At 66.4% G+C, this 16,559-nt stretch carries 16 protein-coding genes; 6 read left to right on the top strand and 10 right to left on the bottom strand.

Annotated features, from left to right (window positions below; all coding sequences use genetic code 11):
* Positions 1–108: 108 nt before the first annotated feature.
* Positions 109–966, top strand: a complete 858-nt coding sequence (locus G9408_RS10340; protein ID WP_168453904.1) for an ATP-grasp domain-containing protein — start codon at positions 109–111, stop codon at positions 964–966.
* On the opposite strand, the gene G9408_RS10335 is transcribed toward G9408_RS10340, so the two are convergent.
* The 9 genes from G9408_RS10335 to G9408_RS10295 all read right to left on the bottom strand — a co-directional run bounded on the left by G9408_RS10335 (position 963) and on the right by G9408_RS10295 (position 9,409).
* Positions 963–1,199: a ribbon-helix-helix domain-containing protein gene (locus G9408_RS10335; protein ID WP_168453903.1), complete on the bottom strand. Its 237-nt coding sequence runs from the start codon at positions 1,197–1,199 to the stop codon at positions 963–965. The two genes, G9408_RS10340 and G9408_RS10335, sit on opposite strands and share 4 nt — an antisense overlap.
* Positions 1,200–1,207: 8 nt before the next feature.
* Positions 1,208–1,375 carry a hypothetical protein gene (locus G9408_RS10330; protein ID WP_168453902.1) on the bottom strand — a complete coding sequence of 56 codons (168 nt, stop codon included), beginning with the start codon at positions 1,373–1,375 and terminating at the stop codon, positions 1,208–1,210.
* 56 nt (positions 1,376–1,431) lie between these two features.
* The gene (gene phbB / locus G9408_RS10325; RefSeq protein WP_120215124.1) at positions 1,432–2,154 is read right to left on the bottom strand and encodes an acetoacetyl-CoA reductase; all 723 of its coding nucleotides are present in this window, start codon (positions 2,152–2,154) and stop codon (positions 1,432–1,434) included.
* Positions 2,155–2,251: 97 nt separating this feature from the next.
* The gene (locus G9408_RS10320) at positions 2,252–3,820 is read right to left on the bottom strand and encodes a DUF1963 domain-containing protein (protein WP_210423311.1); all 1,569 of its coding nucleotides are present in this window, start codon (positions 3,818–3,820) and stop codon (positions 2,252–2,254) included.
* 82 nt (positions 3,821–3,902) lie between these two features.
* Positions 3,903–4,898, bottom strand: coding sequence for a ferrochelatase (hemH, locus tag G9408_RS10315; RefSeq protein WP_168453901.1), 996 nt, complete (start codon positions 4,896–4,898; stop codon positions 3,903–3,905).
* On the bottom strand, positions 4,895–7,183 hold the full coding sequence (locus G9408_RS10310; protein ID WP_168453900.1) for a xanthine dehydrogenase family protein molybdopterin-binding subunit: 2,289 nt from the start codon (positions 7,181–7,183) through the stop codon (positions 4,895–4,897). Before G9408_RS10310 ends, hemH begins: the two co-directional genes overlap by 4 nt.
* A 221-nt stretch (positions 7,184–7,404) precedes the next feature.
* Positions 7,405–8,001: a hypothetical protein gene (locus G9408_RS10305; RefSeq protein WP_168453899.1), complete on the bottom strand. Its 597-nt coding sequence runs from the start codon at positions 7,999–8,001 to the stop codon at positions 7,405–7,407.
* Entirely contained in the window at positions 7,998–8,420 is a 423-nt protein-coding gene (locus tag G9408_RS10300) for a CoA-binding protein (RefSeq protein ID WP_168454109.1), read from the bottom strand. Before G9408_RS10300 ends, G9408_RS10305 begins: the two co-directional genes overlap by 4 nt.
* A complete protein-coding gene (locus G9408_RS10295; RefSeq protein WP_168453898.1) occupies positions 8,420–9,409 on the bottom strand; it encodes an Mrp/NBP35 family ATP-binding protein in 990 nt (329 codons plus the stop codon). The genes G9408_RS10300 and G9408_RS10295 overlap by 1 nt, the downstream gene beginning before the upstream one ends.
* Before the next feature lie 91 nt (positions 9,410–9,500).
* Here G9408_RS10295 and hflK point away from each other — a divergent pair, with 91 nt between their 5' ends.
* The 4 genes from hflK (at position 9,501) to G9408_RS10275 (ending at position 13,630) form a co-directional block, all read left to right on the top strand.
* On the top strand, positions 9,501–10,670 hold the full coding sequence (gene hflK, locus G9408_RS10290; protein WP_168453897.1) for a protease modulator HflK: 1,170 nt from the start codon (positions 9,501–9,503) through the stop codon (positions 10,668–10,670).
* Positions 10,670–11,521 carry a protease modulator HflC gene (hflC, locus tag G9408_RS10285; RefSeq protein ID WP_168454108.1) on the top strand — a complete coding sequence of 284 codons (852 nt, stop codon included), beginning with the start codon at positions 10,670–10,672 and terminating at the stop codon, positions 11,519–11,521. Before hflK ends, hflC begins: the two co-directional genes overlap by 1 nt.
* A gap of 127 nt (positions 11,522–11,648) precedes the next feature.
* The gene (locus G9408_RS10280; protein ID WP_120215132.1) at positions 11,649–13,142 is read left to right on the top strand and encodes a trypsin-like peptidase domain-containing protein; all 1,494 of its coding nucleotides are present in this window, start codon (positions 11,649–11,651) and stop codon (positions 13,140–13,142) included.
* 119 nt (positions 13,143–13,261) lie between these two features.
* Positions 13,262–13,630, top strand: a complete 369-nt coding sequence (locus G9408_RS10275; RefSeq protein WP_168453896.1) for a VOC family protein — start codon at positions 13,262–13,264, stop codon at positions 13,628–13,630.
* 30 nt (positions 13,631–13,660) lie between these two features.
* Here the strand turns inward: G9408_RS10275 and G9408_RS10270 are convergent, their stop codons facing one another.
* Entirely contained in the window at positions 13,661–14,320 is a 660-nt protein-coding gene (locus tag G9408_RS10270; RefSeq protein WP_168453895.1) for a hypothetical protein, read from the bottom strand.
* 606 nt (positions 14,321–14,926) lie between these two features.
* Here G9408_RS10270 and G9408_RS10265 point away from each other — a divergent pair.
* The gene (locus G9408_RS10265; RefSeq protein WP_408021870.1) at positions 14,927–16,522 is read left to right on the top strand and encodes a helicase HerA-like domain-containing protein; all 1,596 of its coding nucleotides are present in this window, start codon (positions 14,927–14,929) and stop codon (positions 16,520–16,522) included.
* Positions 16,523–16,559: the final 37 nt, after the last annotated feature.

Raw genomic sequence — 16,559 nt, 5'->3', positions numbered from 1 at the left:
TACGAACTTGTTCGTTAGTCGCAGCGGGTGGGGGCCATCGGCGTCGCGCCACCTCGACAACCCCCACCCCAACCCCTCCCCTGAAGGGGAGGGGCTTCAGGAGAGCCCATGCCCTTCCAGCCCCGCGTCGCGATCCTTGTCCCCGCGCCCGACTATTATGAAAAATGGCAGCCCGCCTTTGCGCGCAAGGCGGCGGCGCTGACCGGCGCCGGGTTGATCGTCGAGCAGCGGGTGTGGTCCGATCCGGGCGTGCTTGCGGGTTACGACCTGATCCTGCCGCTGTTTGCCTGGGGCTATCAGCGCGATGTCGCCGCTTGGTATGGGCTGCTCGACCGGTTGGAGGCGGAAAGCCTGCCGGTCGCCAATCCGGTGCCGGTGCTGCGCTGGAACAGCGACAAGGCGTATCTGACCGAACTGGCGGCCAAGGGCGTCGCGGTGGTGCCGACGGTCGAGGTTGCGGCGCTCGACGATGCCAGCCTTGCCACGGCGCGCCGCGAGCTCGGCGCCGACGAAGTCGTCATCAAGCCCGCGATCTCGGGCGGTGCCGACGGCACCCACCGCATCGCCGCGGGCGACGCGGTTCCCGCCGACGCGCTGGGCCAGCGCCGCCTCGTCCAGCCGCTGATGCCCGGCATCCTGACCGATGGCGAATTTTCGCTGTTCTTCTTTGGCGGCAAATTCAGCCACGCGATCGTCAAGCGGCCCGCTGCTGGCGATTTTCGCGTGCAGGAACAGTTCGGCGGACGCGAGACGGGGTGGGAAGCGAACGACGCGGCGCGGGCGCTGGCCGCGGCCGCGCTGGCCGCGGCGCCTGCGCCGCCGGTCTATGCGCGTGTCGATATGGTCGGCGATGATGCGGGCAAGCTCCACATCATGGAGCTGGAGCTGATCGAACCCTCGCTGTTCCTGCACCACGCCGCAGACAAGGGCGCGGCGTTCGGGGCGGCGGTTTACGCGGCGATCTAATCGGCGCGTCCCCGCCACAGCCATTGCCGGATCGCCGAAGTCAGGTTCGGCGGTTCGTCCGCCTCCATCCGTTCGACGTCGATACGCGCAACGAGCGCGTTGACGGGGAGCGCCTGCCGCGCGGCTTCCGCTTCGAGCGCGTCCCAGAACATCGGCTCGAGGCTGATCGAGGTCGGGTGACCGGCGATGGTGACCGAGCGTTTGACGGGGGGGTGGAGGGGGTGGTCCGCCATGCCTCTCCCTAGCCGTTCGCATCGAGCGAAGTCGAGATGCCGATGTAACTGGCGCGGCGTGTGGCAGCGGCGGCAAAGCCGCCGCTGCTTGCCCCCGCGAAGGCGGGGGTCAGTCGGGTTCGGCGATCCTTTGGGATCGCCGCCCCGCTGGCCGTACCGGGCCGTGGCTGCGCCACCGGTTGCCAGCTCGCCGTTCGCTGACGCGAACGCCTTCGCTGGCGCCCTTGGCCCGTCAGTACATATGCTGCCCGCCATTGATCGACATGGTCGACCCGGTCACGAACCCCGCATCCTCGCTACACAGGAACGCCACGCCGCGCGCGATTTCGTCGGCCTGACCCAGCCGTCCGACCGGAATCTTCGCGACGATTTTTTCCAGCACCTGCGGCGGCACCGCGGCGACCATGTCGGTGTCGATATAGCCGGGCGCAATCGCGTTGACCGTCACACCCTTTTTGGCGCCTTCCTGCGCCAGCGCCTTGGTAAAGCCATGGATGCCCGATTTGGCCGCGGCATAATTGACCTGACCATATTGGCCCGCCTGCCCGTTGATCGACCCGATGTTGACGATGCGGCCCCAGCCGCGCTCGACCATGCCGGGGAAGCACGCCTTCGCCATGTTGAAGCAGCCGCCGAGGTTGATGCGCATCACGTCGTGCCAGTCGTCGTAGCTCATCCGCGCCAGCGTGCCGTCGCGGGTGATACCGGCGTTGTTGACGACGATGTCGACGGGGCCGACTTCGGCCGCGACGCGGGCGCAGCCATCGAGGCAGGCCTGATGGTCGCCGACGTCCCACTTATACGCCTTGATCCCGGTGCGTTCGGTGAATTCGCGCGCCTTGTCGTCATTGCCGCCATAGTTGGCGACGACGGTGACCCCCTGTTCCTGCAATTTAAGGCTGATCGCCTCCCCGATACCCCGGCTGCCCCCGGTGACGATTGCTACGCGTGCCATGAATCAAGCTCTCCCACACAATTGTGGCGCCAGACTAAGGCGCGGTGCGGGACGCTGCAAGTTGACCGGAACGTCAATCGCAAAGCTATTCAGCGGGCTAGTTACTCACCTGAACGCGCAGCCGGGAAAAGTCGCCGACGGCCAGATCGGCCTTGTCGATCGTCACCACCAGATTGTCGCCGTCGCCGAACATCCGGCTCATCAACCCGCTCGTCGGCAATTCGAGCAGCACCGCGTCACGGTCGTGATCATAGTCGTGGACATAGCGGAATGGTTCATGCCCGATCGCCGCCATCTCGCGCGCGGCAAGATCGCGCCACCAGGGTTCGTAGAAGGCGCGCATCGGCGCCGACAGGCTGTCGGGGTTGGCGCACCAGGCGTGCTTGGCGCGGTCGAACAGGATCGTCTGATAGTCGTGCACCCACAGATTGGCGTCGGCGCGGTGCGTGGTCAGCGGCAGGGTGATCGTTTCGTGCGTTTCGGCGCCGGTTTCGGGATCGATGCGGTGGATCGACCGCGCCCAATGGATGGCGTGGAGCGCCGCCATCACCGCGGTCGCGTCGCTGGCCGAAAAGCTTTCATGGGCGGCGCTATCGTGGACGATGGCGATGATCTCTTCGGCGCGGGCGCGCGCGTCGCGATTGATCGCGGCGCGCTGTTCCAGCTCGACGATCGCCTCGGCACTGGCGCCCGGCGGCGGGGTCGGGTCGGTCGCGAGCCGGTCGAGCCGCATTTCCAGCAGCGCGACCATCGCGGTCATGCTGCCCCAGTCGAACGGGTGAAAGGCGGGGTCGGCGATATCGTAACTGCGGTCGTACAGCGTCGCGGCAAGGTCCGCGGGATCGGCGTCGACGCGCGGGTCGGGATCGCCCGGACCGACCGCGACCAGATCGACCGGCCATTCGGGAAAGGCCCGTACCGTAAAGGGTTCTAGATCGCCGAAGCGCAGCCCGCCATGCGGGCCGAACCAGCCGCCCTGATCATCGAGCGCCAGCGGCGGCGCCACCGCGACATCGGTATCGCGCACATGCAGGACCTGCATGCGATAGCCGCGGCGATGGATGAAAAAGGCCAGCGCGCCATCGCGCGGCCCGAGTCCGTTCCACAATGCGGGGGGCAGGCTGGCGCAGTCGATCTGGGCGAGGAAGTCGGCGGGCTCGCCGTCGATTTGCGGCCATTCGGTACCGACCGGCAGGCGCGGGCGACCGCCGAGCCAGCTCGATGTCGAAATCGCGTCGCGCGGCGGAATTTGCGGCACCAGGCGAAGGGAAACAGCATCGGGCGCGGCTTCTTCGATCCGGTGTGCGGTATCTTCGACCTCGGCGACCATCGCGGCGAGCGCGCCCTCGTCGATCATCGTCTCGGTTTCGGCTTCGGTCGCGAATTCGAGGGCCGGATCGCGATCGAATTGATCGGCGTCCGGCGCTGCGGGCGGCCCCTTGCCGCTGATGCGCGCGAGCCGCGAAGCGGAGATTTCGACCGGTTCGAGTTCGACCTTTGCCGTGCGCGTCAATTTGGGCATCCGGATTTCGCGCGGCGCCTGCGGTGCGCGCGGCGCGGCGGGGGCGGTGCGCGGGCGGCGCAGCCACCAGACGGCAATAGCGAGCGCCGCAAAGGCGACCACAGCCGCGGCGAGCATCAGCGCTGCCGATTGGATCTGGTTCATGGCGTCTCTCCAAATTGCCGCGACCGCACCATTTCGGTGCCGCGTCGGAGCAATCTAGCGCATCGACCTAAACAGTTGGTAACTATAGCCAGCCCGACAGTTCTCGGCGTATCAGCGACGCCAGCATCGCCATGCCCGAAGCCTCTGCATTCAGGCAGGGCAGATAGGCAAAACGCGCTCCGCCTGCGGCTTCAAACTGCTCCTTGCCGCGGATCGCGAGTTCCTCGAGCGTTTCGAGACAGTCGGCGGAAAAGCCCGGGGCAAAGATCGCGACGCTTTTGCCGGCCTTGCCCAGCGCTTCGAGCTGGGTGTCGGTCGCGGGCTCGAGCCATTTGGCGCGGCCGAAGCGCGACTGGAACGCGACCTCGATCGGGCGCCCCATCGCTTCCGACAGCAGCCGCGCGGTCTTGTGGCACTGGCAATGATAGGGATCGCCGAGGTGCAAGGTCCGTTCGGGCATGCCGTGGAAGCTCGCGAGCAGCACTTCGGGGGTGAAGTCGAGCGCGGCGAGCCCCGTCTCGACCGATGCTTTCAGCGCGGCGATATAGGCCGGATCGTCGTGATAGGGCGGCAGGTAGCGCAGCGCCGGTTGCCAGCGCAGGGTCTTCAAATGATCGCCCATGGCGTCGACCACCGTCGCTGTCGTCGCGGCGCAATATTGCGGATACATCGGCGCGATCAGGATCCGCTGGCATCCCGCCGCGACCAGCGCGTCGACTGCATGGCCGATCGCGGGCTTGCCGTAGCGCATGGCATGGGCGACCTGCACATCACCGCCCAGCGCTGCCTGCAAGGCGGAGCTTTGCGCGCGGGTAATCGCGGCGAGCGGTGAGCCGTCCTCGGTCCACACCTGGGCATAGGCATGCGCCGATTTTTTGGGCCGGGTGGTCAGGATGATGCCGCGCAGGATCGGTTGCCACAGGATTTGCGGGATTTCGACGACGCGGCGATCGGACAGAAACTCGGCCAGATAGCGGCGCACCGAGGGCGGATCGGGCGCATCGGGGGTGCCGAGGTTGACGAGCAGCACGCCGATGCGCGGCGCGGCGACGGGCGGGTGATCGGGGGGCAGGGTCATAGGGGCTGCGCCGAGAGGGGCAGGCGGCGGATACGGCGCCCGGTCGCGGCGAACATCGCATTGGCGATCGCGGGCGCGACGACGGGCACGGCGATTTCGCCGAGACCGCCGGGTTCACGGTCGCTGTCGACGAACTCGACGAGGATCTGCGGGGTCTGCGACAGGCGCGGCAGGCCAAGCTGGCCGAGCTTGCGCGCGGTCGCGACGCCGCCCGCATAATCGGTCGTCGCGCCGACCGCGGCGGCGAGGCCGAAGATCAACCCGCCCTCGATCTGTTGCCGCGCGACCGCCGGATTGACCAGCCGCCCGGCATCGACGACCGCGACCAATTGTTCGACCTGCAAGCCCTTGTCGCTTTGGCGCGCGGTCGCCATCAGCGCGATATGGCTGCCGCGCATGCTGTGACACGCCAGCCCCTGCGCGGTCCCCGACACGCCGCCTTCCCAGCCGCCGAGGCTGGTCGCGGTGAGCAGGCAGCGCGCGAGCAGCGGTGCGTCGCCGAGCATCGCCATGCGATAGGACAGGCCGTCGGTTCCGGCGCGCACCGCCATTTCGTCGACGAAGCATTCGGTGAAAAAGGCGGTGTAGCTGTCGGCGTTGCCGCGCCAGCGCCCGGTCGGCAGCCCGATGTCGGCGGGGCAATGATCGACCGCATGGTGGGGGATGGCATAGCTGGTTGCCGCACCTTCGACCGCAGCGGCGTCGGCGCTGCCGACCGCGGCGCGCTGGGCGACGTCGGCGGGGACATTGTCGAACAGCCGGGCGCGGACCTCGTGGTTGGTCGGCGGCACCGCGATCCGCGTCACCAGCGCGTCGATCCCGCCCGCAGCGTTCAGCGTCGCGCTCATCCGGGCGCGCACCGGTGCGCGGGGCGGCAGGCGCATGATCTCTTCGGCGCGCGACCAGGCGAGCTGGACGGGGCGTTTGATCTGCAGCGCGATGATCGCCGCCTGCGCCGCGACGCTGTGGTCGAGGCAGGCGTCGAACGATCCGCCCGCCATCATCGGGAACAGCACCACATCGCCGGGCGACAGTCCGGTTGCCGCCGCGATCGCATCGCGGCACTGCGCGGGTGCCTGCGTTGCGACCCAGACGCGCAGCCGCGCGCCGTCGGGGGCAGCGGTGGCGCTGCGCGTCTCGATGGGGGCGTGCAGCGCGGGGGCGACGGCATATTCGGCGGTGATGCGGTTGCGCCCGGTCATCGCTTCGGCGACGTCGCCTTTGTGCGACATCCGATAACCGCCATCCTTCAAGGCCTGTTTGAGCGCGGCATCGATGCGGTCGGTCGACACCGGCGTCCCCGTGGTCTCGAACACCGGCGCAAAACGGTCGAGCGCGCGGTTGGCCGCCCACCAGTTGCGCGCGACGGTCGCGACCCAGCGTTCGTGGGTGACGACATGGAGCAGACCGGGCGACGCCATGCCCGCCTTGCGGTCGATGCTTTTGAGGCGGGTCGCGCCGACCGGGCCTTGACGGATCGCGGCGAACACCATGTCGGGCAGGCGGATGTCGCCGGCGTAATTGGCCGACCCGTCGACCTTCGCGGGCAGGTCGAGCCGCGTCAGTTCCTTGCCATAGAGCGGGTCGCCGCTGCTGGCACGATAGACGGGTTCGGCGGGCGGTTCGAGCAGCGCGGCGGCGGCGGCGACTTCGCCGAAGCGCAGTTTCTGCTTGCCGAGGGTGACGAAGCCGTCCTGCGTATCGCAATCTTCCCAATCGGCGTCCCAGCGCGCCGCGGCGGCCATCATCAACAGCGCCCGCGCCTGCGCCGCGGCGGCGCGGCACGGTCCTTCGAACATCCGCACCGACGAGCTGTTGGCGGTCAGCATCACCGCGTGACGCACCGCCCATTCGCGCCGCGCCCAGCCGCGCACGTCGGCGACGAAATCGGGGACGCCGGTGCGCGGCATGAACAGGCCGCTATCCTCGTCGACCAGCAAGGTGTTGGTATAGAGCGGGCTGATCGGCGCGGTTTCGACCGCGATCGTCCGCCAGTCGGCACCAAGTTCGTCGGCCATGATCTGCGGCAACAGCGTCGTGACGCCCTGTCCCATCTCGCATTGCGGGACGATCGCGCTGACATGCCCATCGTCGCCGATCTTGAGGAAGGCGTTGAAGACATGCTCGTCGGGGGCGGCGGTGAGGTTGGGCTGATAGTCGCGTGGCCACAGGCTCCACGCGATCGCGAGCCCGCCCGCCGCGGTGGCGCCGACCAGCATCTGGCGGCGGCTGACCTGCGGCAGGCGCGATTTGTTTTTCAAAGCCGTGTCGCGAATGCCCACCATCGGTCATGCTGATAAGCGGGGGGAGTCGGCGTGGCAAAGGCTTTTGGTGCAATGCCATCCTCCCTGTGGCGAAGCCATGGGGGAGTCGAAGACGGCGCGCAGCGCCAGCGGGACCGCTTGCGAAGCAAGGGGTGGAGGGGCCGTGACGTTAGCGCCATGGCCCCTCCGTCAGCGCTTCGCGCTGCCACCTCCCCATGGCTTCGCCACAGGGAGGATCATTGTCACCAACCCCAAGGTGCGGGTGGCGGCGCGACCGGCTGGCGGTAATCGAAGGTCACCCGGAAATCGCGGCCTTCGCGGCTGAGGCCGTAGGTGAAGCTGTCGGGCGTGGTTTCGACCGACCAGATGTTGGTGTTCGACACGCTGCGCCCTGTCCGCGTGAACAACGCGATCGATTCGGCGTCGACCGGAAAGGCCTGGCGCGTCGCCGTTCCGGCGTCGGCGGTGTCGCCGCCGTACATCGTCAGCTCGTCCTTGCTGCCGTCGGCGTGGCGGTGGTCGTGTTTGAGGCGCAGGCCGGTGGTGGTCCGGGTGATGACCCAGGTGCGCGAACGGTCCCAGCCGCCGTCGGGGCCAAGTCCTTCGATATGAAAGGGGATTTCGATCCGGTCGGCGGTGCAGCCGCGGACGTGCATCACCATCGCCTTGCCGCGCATGTCGGCGTCGGCGTCCTGGGTGCTGGCGAGTTTGCCCGCATAGGCCTTGCCGCAATGCGCGGTCAGCGCGGCGAAGAACGCGTCCTGCGGATTGCTGCTGGCGGCAGTGGTCGCGCAGCCGGCGAGCGCGGTCGCGGCGGCGAGGGTCAGGATCATCTTCATTTCAGGAGCCCCAGCCGCGGAATTTCGATCTTCGGGCAACGGTCCATGACGACCGCCAGCCCCGCCGCATCGGCGCGTTTGGCCGCGGCGTCGTTGATGACGCCGAGCTGCATCCAAACCGCCTTCGCGCCGTGGACGATCGCTTCGTCGACCGCCGCGCCGGCGTCGTCGCTGTTGCGGAAGATGTCGACGATTTCGGCGGGGGGCTCGACGTCGGCCAGCGTCGCGACGACGGGCGCGCCGTGGATCGTCTTGCCGGCATGGCCGGGGTTGACCGCGATCACGTCATGGCCTTGAGCGATCAGAAAGGCGAGCACGCCGTTCGATGCGCGCGCCGGGTTGGGCGAGGCGCCGACCACCGCAATGCGGCGTTTCTGACCGAGCAGGTCGCGGATTTCGCTTTCGTCGTTGATCGCCATCATTTGCCCTTTCGTGCGTCGAGCCAAGCCGCGACCTTTGCCGCTATCGCATGGAATGGCTCACCGGCGGGATCGGTTCCGGCGGCGGGCGGCACCCCGCCGTCGCTGGCAAGGCGGATGCCCATCGATAGCGGGATGCGGCCGAGGAAGTCGAGGTCCATCGTCGCGGCGGCCGCCTCTGCGCCGCCGCTGCCGAACGGGTCGCTGACCTCGCCGCAATGCGGGCAGGCGTAGCCCGCCATATTCTCGACGAGGCCGATGATCGGCACATCGGCCTGTTCGAACAGGCTGACCGCGCGCGTTGCGTCCATCAGCGCCAGATCCTGCGGCGTCGACACGATCACCGCGCCTGCGGGCTTGTGTTTCTGGATCATCGTCAGCTGGACGTCGCCGGTGCCGGGGGGCAGGTCGACGACGAGCGTGTCGATGTCGCCCCAGCTGGCATCGACCAGCTGTTCGAGCGCGCGCCCCGCCATCGGCCCGCGCCACGCGATCGCCTGACCCGGCGCGGCGATCTGCCCGGTCGACAGCATCGGGACGCCATAGGCATTGGGAACGGGGGCCAGTTTCGAGCCGCGCGCTTCGGGTTTGACGCCTTCGCTGTCCATCAACCTTGGTTGTGACGGCCCATAGATGTCGGCGTCGACCAGCCCGACCTTGACGCCCCGACGCTGGAGCGCGACCGCGAGGTTGGCGGCGAGGGTCGATTTGCCGACCCCGCCCTTGCCGCTGCCGACCGCAATGATCGTCATCGCCTTGCGTTCGGCGGTCATCGCGATTCGGACCTCGCTCACCCCCGGCTCGGCGAGCAGGCCAGCGCGCAGCTTGTCCTCGAGCGGCTTGCGGTCCTCGGCCGCCAGCCCCGACACGTCGAGCACGACCGCCAGCAATCCGTTGTCGTCGAGCAGGCGCAGCCCCGAGGTGCGGCCATCGCTGAGCGCGGCGGCAGTATCGGACAGGCGGGCGAGAGCGGTGCTGTGGTCGGTCATGTCCGCGGCAGATAGGCATCGCGCACCCGAATGCCAGCCATTTTCGCGCGCACCCCCTGTTAATCGCGCGCGCCGCCCCTATAAAAGCGTTATGAACGAGAAAATCGACGGCAGTATCGGACGCCGCAGCCCGAGGGGATTGCGGCAATTTTTCGAGGCGATCAGCCTGATGGCGAACAGCCCGTGGGGCAATGGCCCCAAAGGCGGCGGTGATGGCGACGGTTCGGGAGATGGCAAGAAGCCCGGCCCGCGCAACCCGTGGGTGACCCCCGATCCGATCGACATCAACCGCGGGCGCAAGCCGCGCGGCCCTTCGGCGCTCGACGAGCTGCTGCGCAAGGGGCGCGGCGGCTTTGGCGGCGGCGGTTCGGGCGGCGGCAGCGGTCAGTTCAACCTGGGCGATTCGGCGAAGTTCTGGAAATGGGCGGTGCTGGGCGTCGCGCTGTTGTGGGTGATCTTTTCGTCGTTCCATATCGTGCCGCCGGAAAAGGAAGGCGTGGTGACGCGCCTTGGCAGCTATTCGCGCACCGTTGGTCCCGGCGTGAAGCTGACCTGGCCGGCGCCGATCGAACGGGTACGGATGGAGGATGTGCGCGCGATCCGCACGATGGCGGTCGGGTCGCCGAATGCGACCGACGAGAATTTCGTGCTGACGCGCGACCAGAGCATCGTCGACCTCGCCTATGAAGTGCGCTGGTCGGTGCGCGATCCCGAATTTTTCTTTTTCCAGCTCGCCGATCCCGAAGGCACGATCCGCGAAGTGGCAGAAAGCGCGATGCGCGCGACGGTCGCCAATTTCGACCTGGTGCAGGCGATCGGCCCCGGCCGCGTCGAGATCGAGGCGCAGGTCCAGCAGCGGATGCAGGAATTGCTCGACCAGTATCGCGCCGGGGTGATGATCCAGGGCATCGCGATCCGGCAGGTCGACCCGCCGAGCCAAGTCGACGAAGCGTTCAAGGAAGTGACCGCGGCGCGGCAGGAACGCGAATCGGCGATCAACCTGGCGCGCGCCTATGAGCAGCAGGTGCTGGAGCGCGCGCGCGGCGACACCGCGGCGTTCGACAAAATCTATGAACAGTACAAGCTGGCGCCGGGCGTGACCCGTCAGCGACTTTATTATGAAACGATGGAGAATGTGTTGTCGAACGTCGACAAGACGATCGTCGAGGCGCGCGGGGTGACCCCCTATCTGCCGCTGAACGAAGTGCAGAAACGGATCCCGGCCACGCCGCCCGCAGCAGCGACGAAGGGAGGCGAATGATGTTTTCGTCGCTGACCCAGAACCCGGTGCGCCTGCTCGTCGGCGTCGTCGCGCTGCTCGTCGTGTTGCAGCAATCGCTGGCCATCGTACCCGAAGACAAGCAGGCGCTGATTCTGCGCTTTGGCGAGATCGAGCGGACGGTCAACCGGTACAAGCCCGATGAGGAATATGGCAGTTCGGGCGCCGGACTGGTGCTGCGCGTGCCCTTTACCGACGGCATCCAGTATATCGACAAGCGCATCCTGGGCGTGAACATGGAGCGCCAGCAGGTGCTGTCGACCGACCAGCAACGGTTGCAGGTCGATGCCTTTGCGCGTTTCCGCATCACCAACCCGGTGCGCATGTACACCGCGATCCGCACCGAGGAGCGGCTCCAGACGCAGCTGGCGACGATCCTGGGGTCGTCGCTGCGCAACGAACTCGGCAAGCGCACCTTTGCGACCTTGCTGTCGCCCGAACGCGGCGCAGTCATGGACAATATCCAGGTCGCGCTCAACCGCGAGGCGAACAAATATGGCGCCGAGGTCATCGACGTCCGGATCAAGCGCGCCGACCTGCCCGAAGGCGCGACGCTGGAGGCGGCGTACAACCGGATGCGCACCGCGCGGCAGCAGGAGGCGATCTCGATCCGCGCCGAAGGGCAGAAGGAAGCGCAGATCATCCGCGGCGGTGCCGACGGCGAAGCGGCGCGCATCTATGCCGCGAGCTTTGGCAAGGATCCCGAATTCTATGATTTCTATCGCGCGATGCAGAGCTATCGCCAGACCTTCCTGGGCGAGAACAATCAGGGCGGGACGTCGATCATCATGTCGCCCGACAATGAATATCTGAAGCGTTTCAGCGGCGGTTGATCGGGCCGGGTGCGCCGGTGAATGGAACCGAAAGCGCCCGTTCATGTTCAATTGGCGTTCAGCCGCCTCGCCGCAGACCATCGCGGCCGGGGTAGTGAGTTTTCCGAAGAGAAGAGGATTATCGATCGTGCGTTATGTTTATGGCATCACTTCGGCCTTGCTGGCGGGTGGCACCGCGCTGGCGCTGGTCACCCAATCGCCGGTGGGCGCGCAGGTCGCGCAGAATGAGCAGAGCGAAATTGCCAAGGTCGTGCCGCGGTCGGGGGCGCCCGAAAGCTTTGCCGACCTGGTCGAACAATTGCAGCCCGCGGTGGTCAATATCTCGACCAAGCAGAATGTGACGCTGGGCGTCCGGCTCAACCCCTTTGCCGGGACGCGCGAGCCGATCACGCAGGAACAGCAGGGCGGCGGTTCGGGATTCCTGATTTCCGCCGATGGCTATATCGTCACCAACAACCATGTGATTTCGGGCGGCCCGCGCGGCGAGGCGGTGAACGAAGTCACCGTGACGCTGACCAACCAGCGCGAGTATAAGGCGACGATCGTCGGCCGCGACGCCGCATCGGACCTGGCGCTGCTCAAGATCAACGCGACCGGCCTGCCGTTCGTGAAATTCGCCGACAGCAGCCGCGCGCGCGTCGGCGATTGGGTGGTGGCGATCGGCAACCCGCTCGGCCTCGGCTCGACGGTGACCGCGGGGATCATCTCGGCGGTGCAACGCAGCATCGGCCAGACCGGCGCCTATGACCGCTATATCCAGACCGATACCGCGATCAACCGCGGCAATTCGGGCGGCCCGCTGTTCGATTTGCAGGGCAATGTCGTCGGCATCAACAACATGCTGATCTCGCCCGTCGGCGCCAACATCGGCGTCAACTTCGCGATCCCCGCCGAAGCGGCGATCCCCGTGATCGACGCGCTGCGCGCCGGCGAGCGTCCGCAGCGCGGTTACCTCGGCATCGGCATCGCGCCGGTCGACGAGGATCTGGCGGCGGCGCTGGGCCTGCCCAAGGATCGCGGCGAGTTCATCCAGCGTATCGAACCGGGGCAGGCGGGCGAAAAGGCCGGGCTGCGCCGCGGCGACGTGGTGACCAAGGTCAACGGCAAGGAGGTCACGCCGCAGCAGACGCTGTCGTACATCGTGTCGAACACCAAGCCGGGGACGCGCATCCCGCTCGAGATCATCCGCGACGGCAAGCCGATGACGCTGAACGTGCTGGTCGGCACCCGTCCGCCCGAGGAAGAGCTGGCCGGAACCAATTTCGATCCCGAAGAAGAACAGACGATGCCGGAAGATGCGACCGGCGCGGCCGACAAGGCGATCCAGGAATCGCTCGGGCTGGCGGTGCAGGTTGTCACCCCCGACATCGCGCGCGCGGTCGGGGTCGATGCCGGGACCAAGGGGCTGGTCATCGGCGCCGCGTCGGCGAACAGCGACGCGGGCCGCAAGGGCCTGCGCCGCGGCGACGTGATCCTGAGCGCCAACCGGGTGCCGGTGGCGACCAGCGACGCGTTGGCGAAGGCGGTGGCCGATGCCAAGCGCGCCGGGCGCGACGCGGTGCTGCTGGAGATTTTGCGCCGCGGCAATCCGTCGGCGTTCATCGCGGTGCGCGTCAAGTAAGACGCGCGTTCTGCGGATCAATAAAGGGCGTCGGATCGCGGATCCGGCGCCCTTTTTGCTTGACAAGATGGAAAATATGTTCTTATTTTGTTCCCCTAAACACGAATCGGGAGACGGCAATGATCGGTTATGTGACGCTGGGGACGAACGACCTAGCGAAAGCCGCGGTTTTCTATGACGCGATCGCCGCCGAGCTGGACACGCCGCGGATGATGGAGTTCGACACCTTCATCGCTTGGGGCAAGCCGGGCGGCGCGGCCGGGATCGGGCTCACCAAGCCATTCGACGGCAATGCCGCGAGCGTCGGCAATGGTGTGATGGTGGCGCTGGAGGCCAAGGACAAGGATCAGGTCCAGCGCCTCTACGACATTGCGCTCGCCAATGGCGGCACCTGCGAAGGCCCGCCGGGACCGCGCGGCGATGGCTTTTACGCGGGCTATTTCCGCGATCCGGATGGGAACAAGCTGAACGCGTTCATCATGGGGTGATGGGTGGCGGTTTTGGGGTGGAGAGCGGACCTACTCAGCGAACGCTTCGTTCCCGATAAAACTCAGCTCAAATCCCGCAACAGACGCGGTTGCCATCAGGCACGATATCGCCTCGTCGTCTTCGGCTCTGGGTGGCAGAGGAATCTTTCGAAGCCATTCGGGACTGATGGTGCGGGGGCCGTATTCTGATTGCAAAGCGCCCTTGGCGGCGGGCCCACAAAACATCTCCATCTTTCCGGAGAATGCCATTACATCTGTCACGCCGGCTCGAAACTTTGGCACCTTATCAAGAAGGCCCCGCGAGGACAGCCAAGCGACCGCGTGATCTTGATAAACTGCTGAATATTTGGCCGCTCTTATCTCATCGAACGCTTTCTGAAGCTCCGGCTGCAACTCGACCTCGTGATATCCGGCAGCCGTTTCGACGCAACGGAGCTGCGCTTCTGTCGCATCACGAACGGTGAGAACATAAGACTGCAGTAGATCATCATATCGGATATCGACTGCGCCTGCGCCACATTGGGTGATTTGCTCAGCGGCGGCTTGGGGGCTGGTTAACGCAGCAGGTTCCCGTCCTTCAGAAACCATCGATGACCACAGAACAGCTATCGAAAATATCGTCGCCGAGTAGCTCATGACTGGAAGCATCGCACGGAAGACCAATGTCCGCAACCGGCCGACTGCCGTCATTTCAGCCGGAGAGGTACCGAAGGGCTGAAACGGAGTGGGGAGCTGCCGCAACCTCCTCTCCCCTTGAGGGAGAGGATAGCGCAGCTTGCTCCGTCAGGAGCTAGCGAAGCTTGGTGAGGGGGGTAGACGCCAGCACGCGCAAGCCCCCTCTCAACTGCGGCTAGGCAGCAAAGCTGCCAAGCCTTCGTATCTCTCCCACAAGGGGAGAGAGGAATGACGTACGTCCACTTCCGGTCATTTCCAGACTATCGTCATCCCGGACTTGATCCGGGATCCATGGCCGCGCCGTCGTCATGGATCCCGGATCAGGTCCGGGATGACGATGAGGAAATAATCCTCCCTGTCGCGTAGCGATGGGGAGGGGACCGTCCCCGCGAAAGCGGGGATGGTGGAGGGGCTTAGCGACGGCAGCGCCATTGCCCCTCCGTCAGCTCTTCGCGCTTCCACCTCCCCATGGCTTCGCCACAGGGAGGATCGGCGGCTTTGAATTTTTTGCTTCGCGCCGTTCCCGCGCCGTTTCGCATCGGCGCTTACACCCGTTTGGCGATTGCCTGACCTGCCATGCCATTCTAGACCTTTGAACGGACCAAAAATGGAGGACAGCGGGTGAGCGACGGCAGCACGGCGAGCGAAATCTATATCGGCCTTGGCGGCGGCGGCGCGCCGGACGGGCCGCGGCAATCGCTGGTGCTGAAGCGCGCGAACCGGCACGGGCTGATCGCCGGGGCGACGGGGACGGGCAAGACGGTGACCTTGCAGGGTCTGGCCGAAGGCTTCTCGGCGGTCGGCGTTCCGGTGTTCGTCGCCGATGTGAAGGGCGACCTCGCCGGGATGGCGATGGCGGGGAGCCCGATGTCGAAGCTGCACGACATCTTTGCCGCGCGCGCGGCCGAGATTGGCGACAGCGAATGGGCCTATCGCGACAATCCGGTGATCTTCTGGGACCTGTTCGGTGAACAGGGGCATCCCATTCGCACGACGATTTCGGAAATGGGACCGCTGCTGCTCGCGCGGCTGATGGGCCTCAACGAAGTACAGGAGGGCGTGCTCGCCATTGCGTTCCGCGTTGCCGACGAACAGAATCTGCTGCTGCTCGACCTTGGCGATTTGCAGGCGATGCTGGCGTGGTGCGCGGAAAATGCCGATGAGCTGACGACCAAATATGGCAATGTGTCGAAGGCGACCGTCGGCACGATCCAGCGCCAGTTGCTGACGCTCGAGAGTCAGGGCGGGGCGCATTTCTTTGGCGAACCCGCGCTCGATATTCACGACATGATCCGCTGCGACGACAATGGCCGCGGCTATGTGAATATCCTGGCCGCGGACAAGCTGATGGCGAGTCCCAAGCTCTACGCGACCTTCCTGCTGTGGCTGCTGTCCGAAATGTTCGAGACGCTGCCCGAAATCGGCGACCCCGACAAACCGAAGCTCGTCTTCTTTTTTGACGAGGCGCATCTGCTGTTCGACGACGCGCCGCCCGCGCTGACCGAAAAGATCGAACAGGTCGTGCGGCTGATCCGCTCCAAAGGCGTCGGGGTCTATTTCGTGACGCAGAATCCGATCGACATTCCCGAGGACGTCGCGGGCCAGCTCGGCAACCGTGTCCAGCACGCGCTGCGCGCCTTCACCCCGCGTGACCAGAAGGCGGTGAAGGCCGCCGCCGACACCTTCCGCCCTAACCCGAAGGTCGATGTGGCGCGCGAGATCACCGAATTGAAGGTCGGCGAAGCGCTCGTCTCGCTGTTGATGCCCGACGGCGCGCCGTCGCCGGTCGAGCGCACGCTGATCAAGCCGCCCTGTTCGCGCGCCGGGCCGCTCGATGCCAAGGAGCGCGCGATCATCAAGTCGATCTCGCCGGTCGAGGGCAAATATGACACCGTCGTCGACCGCGAAAGCGCCGAAGAGCTGCTCGCCGCCAAGGCCGAGCAGGCGCAGGCGGCGGCGATCGAGGCCAAGGCGCAGGCCGAGGCCGATAAGCAGGCGGCGATCGCAGCGAAGGAAGAGGCGAAGCGCAAGGCGGCAGAGGAACGCGAGCGGCTGCGGCTGGAAAAGGCGGCGGCGCGCGAGGCCGCCAAGCCGTCGATGACCGAGAAAATGGTGCAGTCGGCGGCGCGGTCGGCGGCGACGAGCATTGGGCGGCAGGTTGCGGGCAAGCTGGGCGGCCAGTTGATGCGCGGGATTTTGGGTAGCTTGTTCAAGTGATGTTTCCTGTCGGTCCTTTTGACGTCACCCCGGCGAA

The organism is Sphingopyxis microcysteis, from assembly GCF_012274265.1.
GTDB classification, from domain to species: Bacteria; Pseudomonadota; Alphaproteobacteria; order Sphingomonadales; family Sphingomonadaceae; genus Sphingopyxis; species Sphingopyxis microcysteis.
The sequence above is the reverse complement of the archived record's forward strand: the minus strand, read 5'-3'. Positions and strand labels throughout refer to the sequence as shown.